Here is a 14,864-nt window from a genome sequence, read left to right as displayed (position 1 = left end):
CGACCGTATGACGACTCCGTGGGGCGAGGTCGCGCTGTCCCGCTTCCCGGAGGACCCGCGCGACCTGCTGCGTGCCTGGGACGCCTCCGACGAGTACCTCCTGAGACATCTCGCGGACCAGGACACCTCGCTGACCGGCACGGTCGTGGCGGTGGGCGACCGCTGGGGCGCGCTGGCCACGGCGCTCGCGCGGCACCGGCCGGTGCAGATCACCGACTCCCATCTCGCCCAGGAAGCCACCCGGGCCAATCTGGCGCGGGCCGGTGTCGAACCGGGCACGGTGCGGCTGCTCACCACGCAGGACCCGCCGCCCGACCGCGTCGACGTGCTGCTGGTGCGGGTCCCCAAGAGCCTGGCGCTGCTGGAGGACCAGTTGCGGCGGCTGGCACCGGCCCTGCACGCGGGTTCGGTGGTGGTCGGCACCGGCATGGTGAAGGAGATCCACACCTCGACGCTGGAGCTGTTCGAGCGGCTCGTCGGCCCGACCCGGACCTCGCTCGCCGAGAAGAAGGCCCGCCTGATCTTCTCGACCCCGGATCCGGCGCTGGAGCGGGGCGCCAACCCGTGGCCGCTCAGCTATGCGCTGCCGGAAGGTGTCGGCCCGGTCTCCGGCCGTACGGTGGTCAACCACGCGGGCGTGTTCTGCGCGGACCGGCTCGACATCGGCACCCGCTTCTTCCTCGGCCATCTGCCCGCGGGACGGGGCACTCAGCGCGTGGTGGACCTCGGCTGCGGCAACGGCGTGGTCGGTACGGCGGTGGCGCTCGCCAACCCCGAGGCCGAGGTGCTGTTCGTGGACGAGTCCTTCCAGGCGGTGGCGTCCGCGGAGGCGACGTACCAGGCGAACGGGGTGCCGGGGCACGCCGAGTTCCGGGTGGGCGACGGGCTGGCCGGGGTGCCGTCCGGCAGTGTGGACCTGGTGCTGAACAACCCGCCGTTCCACTCCCATCAGGCCACGACCGACGCCACCGCGTGGCGGATGTTCACCGGGGCCCGGCGGGCGCTGCGGCCGGGCGGCGAACTGTGGGTGGTCGGCAACCGGCACCTGGGTTACCACGTCAAGCTGCGCCGGCTGTTCGGCAACTGCCAACTGGTCTCCGGTGACCGCAAGTTCGTGATCCTCAAGGCGGTCAGGCGCCCGGACTGACCACCTGTACGAGCCTGGCCACCGCCTGTGTCATCGCCTCCCGGCCGACGCTCAGGTAGGTACGGGAGTCCACGGCCTCCGGGTGCGCGGCGAGGTGGGCACGGATGGCACCGGTCATGGCCAGGTTCAGCGCGGTGCCGATGTTGACCTTCGCGATGCCTCCGGAGACGGCCGCGGTGAGTTCGGGGTCGGGGACGCCTGAGGACCCGTGCAGGACCAGCGGGACGTCCAGGGTCGTGGCGAGCCGCTTCAGGCGCTCGTGGTCGAGGGCCGCGGTACGGGTGGTCATGGCGTGGCTGCTGCCGACGGCGACCGCGAGCGCGTCGACTCCGGAGTCGGCGACAAAGGCGCGCGCCTCGGCGGGGTCGGTACGGGCGCCGGGGGCGTGGGCGTCCAGGGCGGGCTGTCCCTCCTTGCCACCTATCTGACCCAACTCGGCCTCGATCCAGAGGCCTTGGGCGTGGGCCCAGTCGGCGGCGGCGCGGGTGGCGGCGAGGTTGTCCGCGTACGGGAGGCGGGCCGCGTCGTACATCACCGAGCTGAATCCGGCGGCGGGCGCCTGGCGGAGCAGGTCGTCGCTCTGGACGTGGTCGAGGTGGAGCGCGACGGGCACCTCGGCGCGTTCGGCGGCGGCGACGGCGGCTGCGGCGAGCGGGAGCAGTCTGCCGTAGCGGAACTTGACCGCGTTCTCGCTGACCTGGAGGACGACGGGGGCCCGCGCCGACTCCGCGCCCGCGACGACGGCCTCGATGTGTTCGAGCGTGATGACGTTGAACGCGGCGACGGCGGAGCGCCGCGCGGCGGCGCCGGCGACCAGTTCGCCGGTGGTGACCAGGGGCACGGGGGGTCCTTCCGGGGGCGTGGGTGTCCCGAGACGTCGCTACGTCGCTGGACGGGGGTCGCCGTTGAGCGGGAGCGGCCATCGGTGAAGGGCGGACGCGGGCAGACGGGCGGGCGGCGCGGGCGGACGGCGCCGAGGGGGTCGCGTTCGAGCACCGGTCCGCGAGAGCGTCACGGCGCCAGGGCCTCAGCGGCCTCAGGGCGTGAGGATCACCGAGCGGGTCAGGTGGCGTGGGAGGTCGGGGTCCAGGCCGCGGGAGCGGGCGACGGCGACCGCCAGGCGCTGGGCGCGGATCAGCTCGGCGAGCGGGTCGAGCGCGCCCGCCACCCAGGTGCCGCCGGTGGCCCGCACCTGTTCCGCCAGCCCCTCGGGGGCCTCGCCGAGCATCCAGGTCGCGGTGCCCTCCGTGGTGATGCTGATCGGACCGTGCCGGTACTCCATCGCCGGGTAGGACTCGGTCCACGCCTGCGCGGCCTCGCGCATCTTCAGGGCGGCCTCGTGGGCCAGGCCCACGGTCCAGCCGCGCCCCAGGAAGGTGAACTGCGCTCGGTCGGTGAGCCCCTCGGGCAGCGGGGCGGCCAGCGCGGCGCGGGCGTCGGCGACGACCTGGTCCGTGTGCAGTCCGAGGTGCGCCCGGAGCAGGGTCAGCGCCGTGGTCGCGAACCGGGTCTGGACGACGGAGCGTTCGTCGGCCCAGTCCAGCACGACGACGGCATCGGTCGCGTCCATCACCGGGGTGCGCGGGTCGGCCGTGATCGCCGTGGTGGGGGTACGGCCCTTCAACTCGGCCAGCAGCTCCAGTACTTCGGTCGTCGTGCCGGAGCGGCTGAGGGCGACGACTCGGTCGTAGGCGCGCCCGTGCGGGAACTCGGAGGCGGCGAAGGCGTCGGTCTCCCCCTGGCCCGCCCCCTCACGCAGGGCGGCGGCCGACTGCGCCATGAAGTACGAGGTGCCGCAGCCGACGAACGCGACCCGCTCCCCCGGCGCCGACAGCGCCTCGGCGTGATCCGGTGCCTCCGCGGCGGCCCGCGCCCAGCACTCGGGCTGGCCGGCCAGCTCCTCCTCGACGTGGGTCATACCCACCCCTCCCCTGCTTTGATTGTTCTTGCAAGATATAGCGAGCTTTCGAGCAGAATCAAGCATTCGAGCTCAGCGGGGGTGCGCTAGGGTCGCCGGAAGATCGAGGAACGGAGGCGCAGATGTCGCGCGACGCCCGCTGGAAGGCACTGCTGGAACTGCTCGTGGAGCGCGGCCGGCTGGACGTCGAGGAGGCGGCGGCGGAGCTGTCGGTGTCCGCCGCCACGATCCGCCGCGACTTCGACCAGCTGGCCGAGCAGCAGATGCTGGTGCGCACCCGGGGCGGCGCGGTCGTGCACGGCGTCTCCTACGAACTCCCCCTGCGCTACAAGACCGCGCGGAACGCCTCGGAGAAGGAGCGCATCGCCAAGGCGGTGGCCGCGCTGGTCGCGCCCGGCGAGGCGGTCGGGCTGACCGGCGGCACGACGACCACCGAGGTGGCCCGTGCCCTGGCCGTGCGGGGTGACCTCGCCACCGGCTCCCCCGCGCTGACCGTGGTCACCAACGCCCTGAACATCGCCAACGAACTCGCCGTGCGCCCGCAGTTCAAGATCGTGGTGACCGGTGGCGTCGCGCGCCCGCAGTCCTACGAGCTGATCGGACCGCTCGCCGACGGGGTGCTCGGGCAGATCACCCTCGACGTGGCCGTGCTGGGCGTCGTCGCCTTCGACGTCGCGCACGGCGCGGCGGCCAACGACGAGGCCGAGGCCGCGATCAACCGGCTGCTGTGCGAGCGGGCGGGGCGGGTGATCGTCGCGGCGGACTCCAGCAAGCTGGGGCGCCGGGCCTTCGCCCGGATCTGCGCGGCCGAGGCGGTGGACACCCTGGTCACCGACGCGGCGGCGGCACCGGAGACCGTGCGGCGCTTCACGGAGGCGGGTATCTCGGTCGTCACGGTCTGAGGCCATTGTCCGCCCGGCGCGTACCGAATCGTCCTAGGCTGGTGCCGAGGCGGTGTCGGGGGCCCAGGGAGGCTGCGATGAGCGGAACAGCACCGAGCGACCAGGACGCCCCCGGGGCTCCGCGCTATCTGCCGATCGCCGAGCACGGGCTGATCGGCGATCTGCGCAGCGTGGCCCTGGTGGGGACCGACGGCACGATCGACTGGTACTGCTGCCCCTCCTTCGACGCGCCGAGCGTCTTCGCGTCGATCCTGGACGCCGAGCGCGGCGGGGCCTTCGAGCTGGCGGCGGCCGTCCCGGCCCGGACCAAGCAGTTCTACTTCCCGGACACCAACGTGCTGATCACCCGCTTCTTCACCGAGGACGGTGTCGGCGAGGTGCAGGACTTCATGCCGGTCGACGGCGACGCGGTGGAGACCGAGCGGCACCGGCTGATCCGGCGTGTGCTGTGCGTGCGCGGTTCCATCCCGTTCCGGGTGCGGGTCGCCCCGCGCTTCGACTACGGCACCCGGCCGCACTCGGTGCGGATGGTCGGCGATGTCGCGGTCTTCGAGTCGGCCAAGCTCTCGCTCGGGCTGACCGCCACGGTCCCACTGCGGGCCGACGGGCCGGACGTGGAGGCCGAGTTCAAGCTGGCCGAGGGCGAGACGGCGGTGTTCGCACTCGATCAGGTGGGCGGCGAGGTCACGCCCCGCCGGTGCGCGATGACGGAGGCGGAGGAGCAGTTCGCCACCACGGTCGCCTACTGGCGGCACTGGCTGTCCGCGTCCAAGTACCGGGGCCGGTGGCGGGAGATGGTGCACCGCTCGGCGCTCACGCTGAAGCTCCTCACCTACGCGCCCACCGGCGCGATCGTCGCCGCGCCGACCACGAGCCTGCCCGAGCAGCTGGGCGGTGAGCGCAACTGGGACTACCGCTATGTGTGGGTGCGGGACGCGGCCTTCTGCGTGTACGCGCTGCTGCGGCTGGGCTTCACCGGCGAGGCCGAGGCGTTCATGAACTTCGTGACCCGGCACATCAGTCCGGGCGACGGCAAGCCCTCGGGTCCCTTGCAGATCATGTACGGAATCGACGGCCGCACGGACCTCGCCGAGCGCGAACTCGACCATCTGGAGGGCCATCGCGGCTCCGCTCCCGTCCGCATCGGCAACGCGGCGGCCGAGCAGCTCCAACTCGACATCTACGGCGCCCTGATCGACTCGATCTACCTCTACGACAAGTGGGCCAAGCCCATCTCCAGCGATCAGTGGGACGACGTGTGCGCGCTGGTGGACTGGGTGTGCGAGCACTGGGACCAGCCGGACGAGGGGATCTGGGAGACGCGGGGCGGGCGCAAGAAGTTCCTGTACTCGCGGCTGATGTGCTGGGTGGCGATCGAGCGGGCCATCCGGATGGCCAACCGGCGCGGCCTGCCCGCCGACATCGTCCACTGGCGCACCTGCCGGGACACCATCTACCGCCGCATCATGACCCACGGCTGGTCCGAGTCCCGTCAGGCGTTCGTCCAGCACGAGGACGACGACGTACTGGACGCGGCCGTCCTGATGATGCCGCTGACCAAGTTCATCGCCCCGACGGACCCCAAGTGGCTGTCCACGCTGGACGCGCTCGGCCAGGACCTGGTCTCCGACTCCCTGGTCTACCGCTACGACCCGATGGCGAGCCCCGACGGACTCCGCGGCGACGAGGGCACCTTCTCGATCTGCTCCTTCTGGTACGTCGAGGCGCTGGTGCACGCGGGCCGGGTCGAGGAGGCGCGGCTGGCCTTCGAGAAGATGCTCACGTACGCCAACCATCTGGGCCTGTACGCCGAGGAGATCAGCCACACCGGGGAGCAACAGGGCAACTTCCCGCAGGCGTTCACCCACCTCGCCCTGATCAGCGCGGCCTTCAATCTCGACCTGGCGCTCGGCTGACGTCAGTGGCCGTGGGCCGGCTCCTGCTCGTGCGGGGCCTCCGGCTCGGGTGCCGCCTGCCCGGCCCGGACGGTGAACGCGGCCGTGCGGACCTCGCCGTCGTGCTTGAAGTCGAGGAAGAGCCGGTAGGTGCCGCCACTGGGCGCGCTCGCGGTGAAGGAGACTCCGGGGCCGGGCTCGGTATTGCCGTCGCCGGGCTCACCGTTCGGGTGGACGTGCAGGTAGGCGAGGTCGCCGGAGCGCAGGGCGACGAGATGCCCGTAGGCACCGAGGTAGGGCTGGAGGTCGGTGACGGGCCTGCCGTCGCGCGAGACGGTCAGCTTCAGTTCGTTCGACGCGCCGGGGCGGAGTTCGCCGTCGAGGCGTACCCGGTACCCGTCCACCTCGGCCGTGTCCTTCGGGGCCGGGAGGGGCCGGGGTGCGTAGGGGCCGGAGGCGGCGAGGTCGGCGCCGAGGGTCAGGTTCCGGGCGCCCTGCCCCGCCGGGGTGAAGTCGGCGAAGACCCGGTATCCGCCCGCGCGAGGCAGGTCGACAGGGGTGGTCCAGGTGTCGTCTGTGGCGCGGGTCGGGTGCAGATGGCGGTAGGTGGTCAGGTCGCGTGAGGCGACGATCAGGTGCAGTTCCTTGTCGTGCTCGCGTTGGAACGCGGTCACCGCTCGTCCGTCACCGTCCCGGATCACGAAACGCAGGTCGCTGCGGTCACGGGCGGTGACGGTGGGGGTACGCAGGTCGAGGGTGTAGCCGCCCTCGGAGAGCTGAAGCCCCCCGGGCACGGCGCCCCCGCCCTCCGGCTGTGGTGACGCCTCCGGGTGGCTCTCGTGCCGTGCGGGCGCCGGGTCCTCCCCGACCGGGCCCACGCCCTGGCCCACGCCGTAGGCGGTACCGAAGGTCGCGGCCAGGCCGGCGGCGAACGCGGTGATCTTCAGTCCGGTGTGCATGTCGATCTCCTCCGTCTCATCTCCCCTACAGCACCCAACATACCCCTGGGGGGTATCAAGTCAAGTGGGGTCGTCGCTTGCTTTCGATACCCCCCATAGGTATACATGGAAGCGCTCGAACGATACCCCCACCGGGTATATGACCGCCAGGAGCGGAGATGACCACCATGACCGACACGGAACTCGCCATCGGCGGCATGACCTGCGCGTCGTGCGCGGCGCGTATCGAGAAGAAGCTCAACCGCATGGAGGGGGTGACCGCCACCGTCAACTACGCCACCGAGAAGGCGAAGGTCCGTCACGGCGGTGGCGTCCTGGTCGACGACCTCATCGCGACCGTCGAGGCCACCGGGTACACGGCCAGCCGGCCGGCGCCGGAACCGGAGCGCGCCCCCGACCACGACGAGCTGCGGCCGCTGCGGGAGCGGCTGGTCACCGCGGTCGTCCTGGCCGTGCCCGTCATCGCGATGGCGATGGTCCCGGCCCTCCAGTTCGCGTACTGGCAGTGGCTCTCCCTGACCCTGGCGGCGCCGGTCGTCACCTATGCCGCCTGGCCCTTCCACAAGGCCGCGTTCACCAACGCCCGGCACGGCGCGGCCACGATGGACACGCTGATCTCGGTCGGCACCTCGGCCGCGTTCCTGTGGTCGGTGTGGGCCCTGTTCCTCGGCACCGCCGGTGAGCCGGGCATGACGCACCCCTTCGAGCTGACCGTCTCCCGCGGGGACGGCTCGGCCAACATCTATCTGGAGGCGGCGGCCGGGGTCACCACCTTCATCCTCGCCGGGCGGTACTTCGAGGCCCGCTCCAAGCGCAAGGCGGGCGCCGCCCTGAAGGCACTGCTGGAGCTGGGCGCGAAGGACGTCACCCTGGTCCGCGCCGACGGCGGCGAACGGACGGTGCCGGTGGCCGAGTTGAAGGTCGGTGACCGGTTCCTGGTCCGTCCCGGCGAGAAGATCGCCACCGACGGAACGGTGGTGGAGGGTTCGTCCGCGGTGGACGCCTCGATGCTGACCGGTGAGTCCGTGCCGGTCGAGGTCGGCGAGGGCGACCCCGTCACCGGAGCCACCGTCAACGCGGGCGGACGGCTCGTCGTGGAGGCCGGCCGGATCGGCGCCGACACCCAACTCGCGCGCATGGCACGGCTCGTGGAGGAGGCGCAGAACGGCAAGGCGGCGGCGCAACGGCTCGCCGACCGTATCTCGGCCGTCTTCGTGCCCATAGTGATCGCGCTGGCCCTCGGCACCCTCGGCTTCTGGCTGGGCAGCGGTGCCGGTCCGGCCGCCGCGTTCACCGCCGCCGTCGCCGTACTCATCATCGCCTGCCCCTGCGCCCTCGGGCTCGCCACTCCCACCGCGCTGATGGTGGGCACCGGACGCGGCGCCCAGCTCGGCATCCTGATCAAGGGTCCGGAGGTGCTGGAGTCCACCCGCAGGGTCGACACCGTCGTTCTCGACAAGACGGGCACCGTCACCACCGGCCGGATGACCCTGCTGGCCGTGCACACCGCGGACAACGCCGACGAGGCCGAAGTCCTGCGGCTGGCGGGCGCGTTGGAGTACGCCTCCGAGCACCCCGTCGCCCGTGCCGTGACCGACGGCGCCCGGCAGAAGCCGGTTTCGCTGCCCGCCCCGGAGGACTTCGCCAACGTGCCGGGGCTCGGCGTGCAGGGCGTCGTCGACGGCCACGCGGTGCTGGTCGGCCGGGAGCGCCTGCTCCAGGAGTGGGCCGTGGAGCTTCCGGAGCCGCTGGCTCGGGCGAAGTCCGAGGCGGAGGCCGAGGGACGTACCGCCGTCGCGGTGGCCTGGGACGGCGAGGCGCGGGCCGTGCTGGAGGTCGCCGACGCGGTGAAGGAGACCAGCGCGGAGGCGATCACCCGGCTGCGGGCGCTCGGTCTGACGCCGATGCTGCTCACCGGTGACAACCGGGCGGTGGCCGAGTCCGTGGCCCGCCAGGTCGGGATCGCGCCCGAGCAGGTGATCGCCGAGGTGCTGCCGCAGGACAAGGTGGACGTCGTCAAGCGGCTTCAGGGCGAGGGGCGTTCGGTGGCGATGGTCGGTGACGGCGTCAACGACGCGGCGGCCCTGGCCCAGGCCGACCTGGGGCTGGCGATGGGGACCGGCGCGGACGCGGCGATCGAGGCCGGCGACCTGACGCTGGTCCGCGGCGACCTGCGGGCCGCGGCGGACGCCATCCGGCTGGCCCGCCGTACCCTCGGCACCATCCGCTCCAACCTGTTCTGGGCCTTCGCCTACAACGTGGCCGCCCTGCCGCTCGCCGCGGCCGGGCTGCTCTACCCGATGCTCGCCGGGGCGGCCATGGCCTTCTCCTCGGTCTTCGTGGTCGGCAACTCGCTGCGACTGCGCTCGTTCCGGGCGGCGCGCTGACAGGTCCGGCGGCCCGGCTGCCGTGAGGGGTTCGCCCAGCGTTCACGGCGCCCTCATCCGGGGGAGGTCGGCCGCGTCCGCCCTCCCACTAGCGTCTGCTGGTCGCTCGAACCCACACGATCGAGGTTGCTATGTCCGTACGGCATGTCCTCGCCGGTCTGGCCCTGGTGCCGGTGTTCACCGTCCCGGCGGCGGCGCACGAACCCGTCGACCGTCACCGGCCGTCCTTCGACCTCCAGGCGCACCGCGGCGGTCTCGGCATGACGACCGAGTCCTCGCTGGAGGGCTTCGCCAAGGCCCTGCGGCTGGGCGTGTCCACGCTGGAGCTGGACACCCAGATCACCAAGGACGAGAAGGTCGTCGTCACCCACGACCGGCAGGTCAGCGCCACCAAGTGCCGGGACACCGGGCCGCTGGTCCCGGACGACCCGATGTATCCGTACGTCGGGAAGTACGTGAAGGACCTGACGCTGGCCCAGATCAGGACGATGGACTGCGGCTACCGGCAACTGCCCGGGTACCCGGAGCAGGAGCGGATCGACGGCCTGCGGATGATCGAGCTGAAGGACGTGCTGAACCTGGTCAAGCGCTACAAGGCCCGCCAGGTCACCCTGAACGTCGAGACGAAGGTGGAGGCCGGCGCCCCCGAACAGACCGCGCCCCGCGAGCTGTTCGTGCGCCGGGTGTACCAGGAGATCCGCCGCTCCGGTATCGAGCGGCAGGTGACGATCCAGTCCTTCGACTGGGGCGCGCTGAAGGCCATGCACCGGCTCGCGCCCCGGTGGCCCCTGGTGGCGCTCACCAACTACGACTTCCTCCAGGTCGGCAAGCCCGGTGCGTCACCCTGGCTGGGCGGCATCGACGCCGACGACTACGACGGCGACTTCGTGAAGGCCGCCGACACCCTCCCCGGGGTCACCACGCTCTCCCCCAACTACGGCTTCCCGCAGAGCGGAAAGGTCGGCGACCCGGGCTTCCGGTTCTACGCCGACGCGGCGATGGTCGACGCGGCACACGCCCGCGGGCTGAAGGTCGTCCCGTGGACCTGCGACGACCCGGCCACGGTGGAGGCGCTGATGGACGCGGGCGTGGACGGTGTCATCACCAACTACCCCGACCGGGTCCGCCGGATCATGTCCGACCGGGGCATGCGTCTGCCGAGGCCGTACGAACCGCGCTGACCACCCCTGGCGCGGCAGCCGAGCGCTACATCCCCGGACCCGGCAAGGCGTACTCGTCCCGTCTGCCGCACATGCCGAAGCCGCCGCGCCGGGTCGGGGACGCCTGTCGCGCCGTCGCCTCGGAGAGGTAGGCCGGTTCTCCCCCGGCCAGCGCGTCGAGCTGGGCGCCGGTGCGCTCCGCCGCGGCCAGGGCCCCCGCCCGCCACAGCTCGCGCCAGGCGGGCACCTTGTCGCGCACCAGCCGGGCGGCGGCGTCCTGGAACGCGCGGTACGGGCCGTCGTCGCCCGCGACCATGGCCTCGCGCAGGACGAGGTAGCCCTCGACGGCGAGGTCCCGGCGGCGCCGGGCGGCCTCGGCCGTGTCGGCGCCCGCACCGGGCGGGAGCGTCGCCGCCGCCGCGTACCGCTCGGGGTCGGCGAGGATCTCCGGCGGGAAGGTGAACACCGCGTCGCCGGCCTCGGGCAGCCCGCCGTTCTGCATCAGTACGGTGACCCGCAGGTCCCCGCCCTGCACCATCCGGTGCACGGTGCCCGGGGTGAACCAGGCCAGCGAGCCGGGCTCCAGGGCGATGTCCCGGTAGCCGTCCGGGCTCAGGGTCTGCACGGCTCCCCGGCCGCCGGTGACGACGTACGCCTCGGTGCACACCAGGTGCAGATGCGGGCTGCCGCCGCAGACGCCGTCGGCGGACTCCCAGTCGTAGGCGGCCAGACGGGACAGGCCGATCCCACCGGGCAGCGGCACCGGCGGGGCCGGGCTCACCACGGCAGGCTCTCCAGATGGGCGGCCACGCGTTCGCCGTCCCAGGCCCCGTCGGCGATCACCACCCGGTAGCGGTAGTCGAAGGAGTCGCCCGGCGCCAGCTCGAACTCCTCAAAGAACGCCCAGGAGAACGCCACTGTGGGGAAGGGCTCGGAGCGTACGAACCAGTGGGACTCGTGGACGGCCGCGTCCTCGTCGAGGTTCTCCGGGGCGTGCGCGAAGACGAGCGTGGAGTGCGCGTCGACGTCGTCGTGCTCGGCGGTGAAGGCGAGCCACGGGCCCTGGCTGCCCATCGCCTTCTCGGCGTCGGTGCCGGGGGCGAGGACCGTGCCGCCGGTGAAGTCGCGCGGCCCGCGCCACTGGAGTCCGGTGTAGCCCGCCATCTCACGGCCCGCGGTGGTCGGGGAGCCGAAGACGAGGGGCTCGGTACGGAGGTTGGTGAGCCGGATCGACCAGTCCAGGGCCCAGGTGCCGGCCGCCTCGTCGACGGAGTGGACCGTCAGTCCGCGTGATTCGCGCGCCCACGCGGCGCCGCCGTGCTCCACCCAGGTCAGCTCCTCGGTGACGGAGAGCCGGTCCGCGGTCGCGGTGAACCCGGTGAAGCCGTCGTGTCGCATCGAGCCGACCCGCTCGGGCAGCGGCAGGTAACCCTCGCCGTGGACATAGGAGTTGCCGCCCCAGAAGTTCTGCCCGGACAGATGGCTCGCGGTCATCTGGAGGCCCTTGTGCCAGCGGTGGTCGTTGGGCCGGTAGCCGGTCACCGTGTGCCCGGCGAGGGTGCGCAGCGGGTGCGCGTACGGTTTGCGGGACTCGAAGGCGTCGGCGTCGGGGCGGTAGACGTAGCGGAGGATCTCCGTGCCGCCCGCCGCGGCCACGGCGATGTGCTCGCCGTGGACGTGGCTGACTCGGATGCTCATGCCTGCTCCTTGGGGGCCCAGTCGGGGTGCTCGCCGTGCATCGCCGCGTAGTAGGGGTCCCCCGGGGTGATCTCGCCGGAGCGGACGGGCAGGCCGGTGAAGGCCGCCTTGTACAGGGCCGCGGCGAACTCCAGGGTGGCCCGCGCCTCGGGACCGCTGCCGGGAGGCCGTACACCCGCGTCGTAGGCGTCGAGGAGGCCGCCCAGCTGGGCGGTGTGGGAGCTGGGGACGTCGGCGGCGGGCGTGCGCCAGGCGTCGGCGCGGTCGGGGGCAACGTGGGGCGCCGGGGTGTAGACCCAGTCCGCGTTGCGGTGGCCGTACAGGTGGGTCAGTTCGACGGTGGCGTCGGCGCAGTCGATGCGGATGCGGCTGACCTCCTGCGGGGAGAGCACGCTGTTGACGACGGTGGCCAGGGCGCCGCCGGTGAACCTGACCAGGGCGGTGGAGACGTCCTCGCTCTCGGTGTCGTGGACGAGCCGCGCCGTCATGGCCCGGATCTCCTCCCACTCGCCGAGCAGATGCAGCAGCAGGTCGTACTGGTGGATGCCGTGGCCCATGGTCGGGCCGCCGCCCTCGCTGGCCCACCGGCCGCGCCAGGGCACCGCGTAGTACGCGGCGTCGCGGTACCAGGTGGTCTGGCAGTGGGCGACCCGGGGCGCCCCCAGTTCACCGCTGCCGATCAGCCGGCGGGCGTGCTCGGCGCCCGAACCGTAGCGGTGCTGGAAGATCACGGAGGCGTAGCAGCCGGACGCCTCCTCGGCGGCGGCGATCTCGTCGTACTCGGCGAGGGAGAGGGTGAGCGGCTTCTCGCACAGCACCCAGGCGCCGGCCTTGAGCGCGGCGATCGTCTGTTCCCGGTGCAGGGCGGGCGGGGTGCCGATCAGCACCAGGTCGGGGCGCTCGGCGTCGAGCATCGCGCCCACCGAGGGGTAGCCGTTCACCTTGCCGCCCGCCAGTTCCTGGAAGGCGCGCAGCCGGTCGGGGTCCACGTCGACGGCGGCGACCAGTTCCGTGCGGTCGGCGTGCTCGGTGAGCGCGGAGAGATGGCTGCCGCTGACGATGGCGCCGGTGCCTACGACGGCGACTCGGCGACGGGCGGGGGTCGCTGGGGACAGGGTCATGCGGCGCTCCTCGAACGACCGGTGGACATGCCGGGGGAAAGCGCTTGCTCCCCACGCAGACCCTAGGTGCCGAGGCATTGTCCGAACAACCCCCCTGCCTCCACATCGCCGGGTCTTTTCTCTGGTCAAGCGGCGTACGGAGGTGTCGGAGGGGGGCGTTCCGGCCGGGTGGCGGGGACCTTCCGGCCGGGTGGCGGGGGCGCCCGGCTACTGTCCGAGCGGCGCCGGCGGGGTGGCGTCCCTGACGGGTGCGGGGCGCACCGGGCGCACCGTCGCGGTCCGCTCCCGGGTGAGCGCGTCGATGACCCTGCGGGCGGCCAGCGGGTCGGCGGGCAGCACGTGCGAGGCGAACCAGCGGGCCGCCCAGGGGTCGGGGGACGGTTCGACGAACTCGGCGCCCGCGTAGTCGTCGAGGGGCGGGTCGTAGACGTACCCGCACACCATGCCGTGGTCCACCATGCGCTCCAGCAGGATGTCGCGGTCGTCGACCAGGAGCGGGACGCGGAACAGCGGGAGCGGTCCGTCGTGGACGACCCGGTCGCGCAGGGCGGCCGAGGCCCACTCGGTGCCGGAGAGCAGCGCCACTCCGGCGCGGCGCCGGGTCAGGTCGTCGTCCAGTCCGGCCATGCGCAGGTTCAACTGCCCCCGGACCAGGGCTCCGTGGCGGACCCGGAAGCCGTGGAGGTCGACCCGGACCCAGGGTTCGTAGGCGCTCAGGCTGGGGGCCGAGCGGGCGGAGGCGGTGAGCCGGGGGGCGTGCAGGTCCATCCGGAAGGTGTCGCGTTCGAGCAGGCCGAGGCGTTCCATGGTGCGCCACACCGGGCGGACCAGGTGGAGGGTGCGGACGGTGGAGCGGGCCAGCGGGCGCAGGGTCACGTTCAGGTCGTCGCGCAGGCGGCGCGGGGTGAGCAGGTCGTCGCGGAGCAGTTCGAGTTCGCGCCGGGTGTGCGCGTCCTCGACGGCGAGGAATCCGCCGGCCATCCCCGCGACGTGCTTGGAGAGGCTGAACGCGGCGGCCGTGCCGAAGGTGCCGATCGGCCGGCCGTCCACGTGGGTGCCGATCGCGTGCGCCGCGTCCTCGATCAACGGGATCCCCGACTGCTCGCAGCGGCGGCGCAGTTCGAGCACCCGGTCGGGCACCCCGTAGAGGTTGGTGGTCAGCACCGCGTCCACGTTCCGCCAGGTCGACTCGGGTACGGCGGCGGGGTCGATGTTGCCGTCCCACACGGAGACGGGGGCCTGGACCGGGCGGCAGCCGGCCGCGAGCACCACGAAGAGGATCACGTCGTCGTTCACCGGGGACATCAGCACCCGGGCGCCGGGCCGGCACCAGCGGCGCAGCGCGAGGTAGAGGGCCAGGCGCGCCGAGGGGGTGTAGACGCATTCGCGGCCGAGTCGCCGCGTCATCGTCGCGGCCAGCCGCGATCCGTACGCCATCGTCACTTCTTCCGTCGCAGGGGTCGAAGGGTGGGACGGACGCGGCACGGGGCGCGCGCCGGGGGGAGCCGGGTGCCGGGGAGCCTCACCCCGGCGGGGTGCCCGCCGCAGCGGACCGGGACGGCGGGACGGCGGGACGGCCGCCCCTCCCGGTCCGCCGGGACCGGCGGCGGTGGCTCAGTGCGCGCGCTGCCCGTCGCCGCCGGGCGCGGCCCCGGGCCCGGAGCGCAGGGAGCCCAC

At 72.9% G+C, this 14,864-nt stretch carries 12 protein-coding genes; 5 read left to right on the top strand and 7 right to left on the bottom strand.

Going from position 1 to position 14,864, the window contains the following annotated elements:
* Positions 1-7 precede the first annotated feature (7 nt).
* A complete protein-coding gene (locus AB0E07_RS36305; protein WP_362261712.1) occupies positions 8-1,147 on the top strand; it encodes a methyltransferase in 1,140 nt (379 codons plus the stop codon).
* Here the strand turns inward: AB0E07_RS36305 and AB0E07_RS36300 are convergent.
* Positions 1,131-1,988, bottom strand: coding sequence for a class II fructose-bisphosphate aldolase (locus AB0E07_RS36300; protein ID WP_362261624.1), 858 nt, complete (start codon positions 1,986-1,988; stop codon positions 1,131-1,133). The two genes, AB0E07_RS36305 and AB0E07_RS36300, sit on opposite strands and share 17 nt — an antisense overlap.
* A 195-nt stretch (positions 1,989-2,183) precedes the next feature.
* Complete coding sequence (locus AB0E07_RS36295; RefSeq protein ID WP_362261621.1) at positions 2,184-3,065, bottom strand: SIS domain-containing protein; 882 nt, start codon at positions 3,063-3,065, stop codon at positions 2,184-2,186.
* A gap of 122 nt (positions 3,066-3,187) precedes the next feature.
* On the opposite strand from AB0E07_RS36295, the gene AB0E07_RS36290 reads away from it, so the two are divergent.
* Together AB0E07_RS36290 and AB0E07_RS36285 are read left to right on the top strand one after the other, a co-directional pair.
* Entirely contained in the window at positions 3,188-3,967 is a 780-nt protein-coding gene (locus AB0E07_RS36290) for a DeoR/GlpR family DNA-binding transcription regulator (RefSeq protein ID WP_362261618.1), read from the top strand.
* A 77-nt stretch (positions 3,968-4,044) separates the two neighbouring features.
* Positions 4,045-5,883 (top strand): glycoside hydrolase family 15 protein, encoded by a 1,839-nt coding sequence (locus AB0E07_RS36285; protein WP_362261616.1) that lies wholly within the window; start codon positions 4,045-4,047, stop codon positions 5,881-5,883.
* Positions 5,884-5,885: 2 nt separating this feature from the next.
* Here the strand turns inward: AB0E07_RS36285 and AB0E07_RS36280 are convergent, their stop codons facing one another.
* Positions 5,886-6,821, bottom strand: coding sequence for a hypothetical protein (locus AB0E07_RS36280; RefSeq protein WP_362261614.1), 936 nt, complete (start codon positions 6,819-6,821; stop codon positions 5,886-5,888).
* A gap of 158 nt (positions 6,822-6,979) precedes the next feature.
* Between AB0E07_RS36280 and AB0E07_RS36275 the strand changes: the two genes are divergently transcribed.
* Both AB0E07_RS36275 and AB0E07_RS36270 read left to right on the top strand, forming a co-directional pair.
* On the top strand, positions 6,980-9,208 hold the full coding sequence (locus tag AB0E07_RS36275) for a heavy metal translocating P-type ATPase (protein WP_362261611.1): 2,229 nt from the start codon (positions 6,980-6,982) through the stop codon (positions 9,206-9,208).
* A 131-nt stretch (positions 9,209-9,339) separates the two neighbouring features.
* Positions 9,340-10,389 carry a glycerophosphodiester phosphodiesterase family protein gene (locus AB0E07_RS36270; RefSeq protein WP_362261609.1) on the top strand — a complete coding sequence of 350 codons (1,050 nt, stop codon included), beginning with the start codon at positions 9,340-9,342 and terminating at the stop codon, positions 10,387-10,389.
* Positions 10,390-10,414: 25 nt separating this feature from the next.
* Here the strand turns inward: AB0E07_RS36270 and AB0E07_RS36265 are convergent, their stop codons facing one another.
* From AB0E07_RS36265 to AB0E07_RS36250, 4 genes are all read right to left on the bottom strand, one after another.
* Positions 10,415-11,152, bottom strand: a complete 738-nt coding sequence (locus AB0E07_RS36265) for a cupin (RefSeq protein WP_362261607.1) — start codon at positions 11,150-11,152, stop codon at positions 10,415-10,417.
* The gene (locus AB0E07_RS36260) at positions 11,146-12,066 is read right to left on the bottom strand and encodes a PmoA family protein (RefSeq protein ID WP_362261605.1); all 921 of its coding nucleotides are present in this window, start codon (positions 12,064-12,066) and stop codon (positions 11,146-11,148) included. The genes AB0E07_RS36265 and AB0E07_RS36260 overlap by 7 nt, the downstream gene beginning before the upstream one ends.
* Complete coding sequence (locus AB0E07_RS36255; RefSeq protein WP_362261603.1) at positions 12,063-13,187, bottom strand: Gfo/Idh/MocA family oxidoreductase; 1,125 nt, start codon at positions 13,185-13,187, stop codon at positions 12,063-12,065. Before AB0E07_RS36255 ends, AB0E07_RS36260 begins: the two co-directional genes overlap by 4 nt.
* Positions 13,188-13,394: 207 nt before the next feature.
* A complete protein-coding gene (locus tag AB0E07_RS36250; protein WP_362261601.1) occupies positions 13,395-14,624 on the bottom strand; it encodes a DegT/DnrJ/EryC1/StrS family aminotransferase in 1,230 nt (409 codons plus the stop codon).
* Positions 14,625-14,864 lie beyond the last annotated feature (240 nt).

It is taken from the genome of Streptomyces sp. NPDC048002 (assembly GCF_040653275.1).
Lineage (GTDB): Bacteria > Actinomycetota > Actinomycetes > Streptomycetales > Streptomycetaceae > Streptomyces.
Note: the sequence above shows the minus strand (reverse complement) of the source record. Positions and strands in the feature narration are given on the sequence as shown.

Coding starts and splice junctions, on each gene's coding strand:
- AB0E07_RS36305 (WP_362261712.1), top strand. CDS start 8: ATGACGACTCCGTGGGGCGAGGTCGCGCTGTCCCGCTTCCCGGAGGAC.
- AB0E07_RS36270 (WP_362261609.1), top strand. CDS start 9,340: ATGTCCGTACGGCATGTCCTCGCCGGTCTGGCCCTGGTGCCGGTGTTC.
- AB0E07_RS36250 (WP_362261601.1), bottom strand. CDS start 14,624: ATGGCGTACGGATCGCGGCTGGCCGCGACGATGACGCGGCGACTCGGC.
- AB0E07_RS36290 (WP_362261618.1), top strand. CDS start 3,188: ATGTCGCGCGACGCCCGCTGGAAGGCACTGCTGGAACTGCTCGTGGAG.
- AB0E07_RS36280 (WP_362261614.1), bottom strand. CDS start 6,821: ATGCACACCGGACTGAAGATCACCGCGTTCGCCGCCGGCCTGGCCGCG.
- AB0E07_RS36255 (WP_362261603.1), bottom strand. CDS start 13,187: ATGACCCTGTCCCCAGCGACCCCCGCCCGTCGCCGAGTCGCCGTCGTA.
- AB0E07_RS36295 (WP_362261621.1), bottom strand. CDS start 3,065: ATGACCCACGTCGAGGAGGAGCTGGCCGGCCAGCCCGAGTGCTGGGCG.
- AB0E07_RS36285 (WP_362261616.1), top strand. CDS start 4,045: ATGAGCGGAACAGCACCGAGCGACCAGGACGCCCCCGGGGCTCCGCGC.
- AB0E07_RS36260 (WP_362261605.1), bottom strand. CDS start 12,066: ATGAGCATCCGAGTCAGCCACGTCCACGGCGAGCACATCGCCGTGGCC.
- AB0E07_RS36275 (WP_362261611.1), top strand. CDS start 6,980: ATGACCACCATGACCGACACGGAACTCGCCATCGGCGGCATGACCTGC.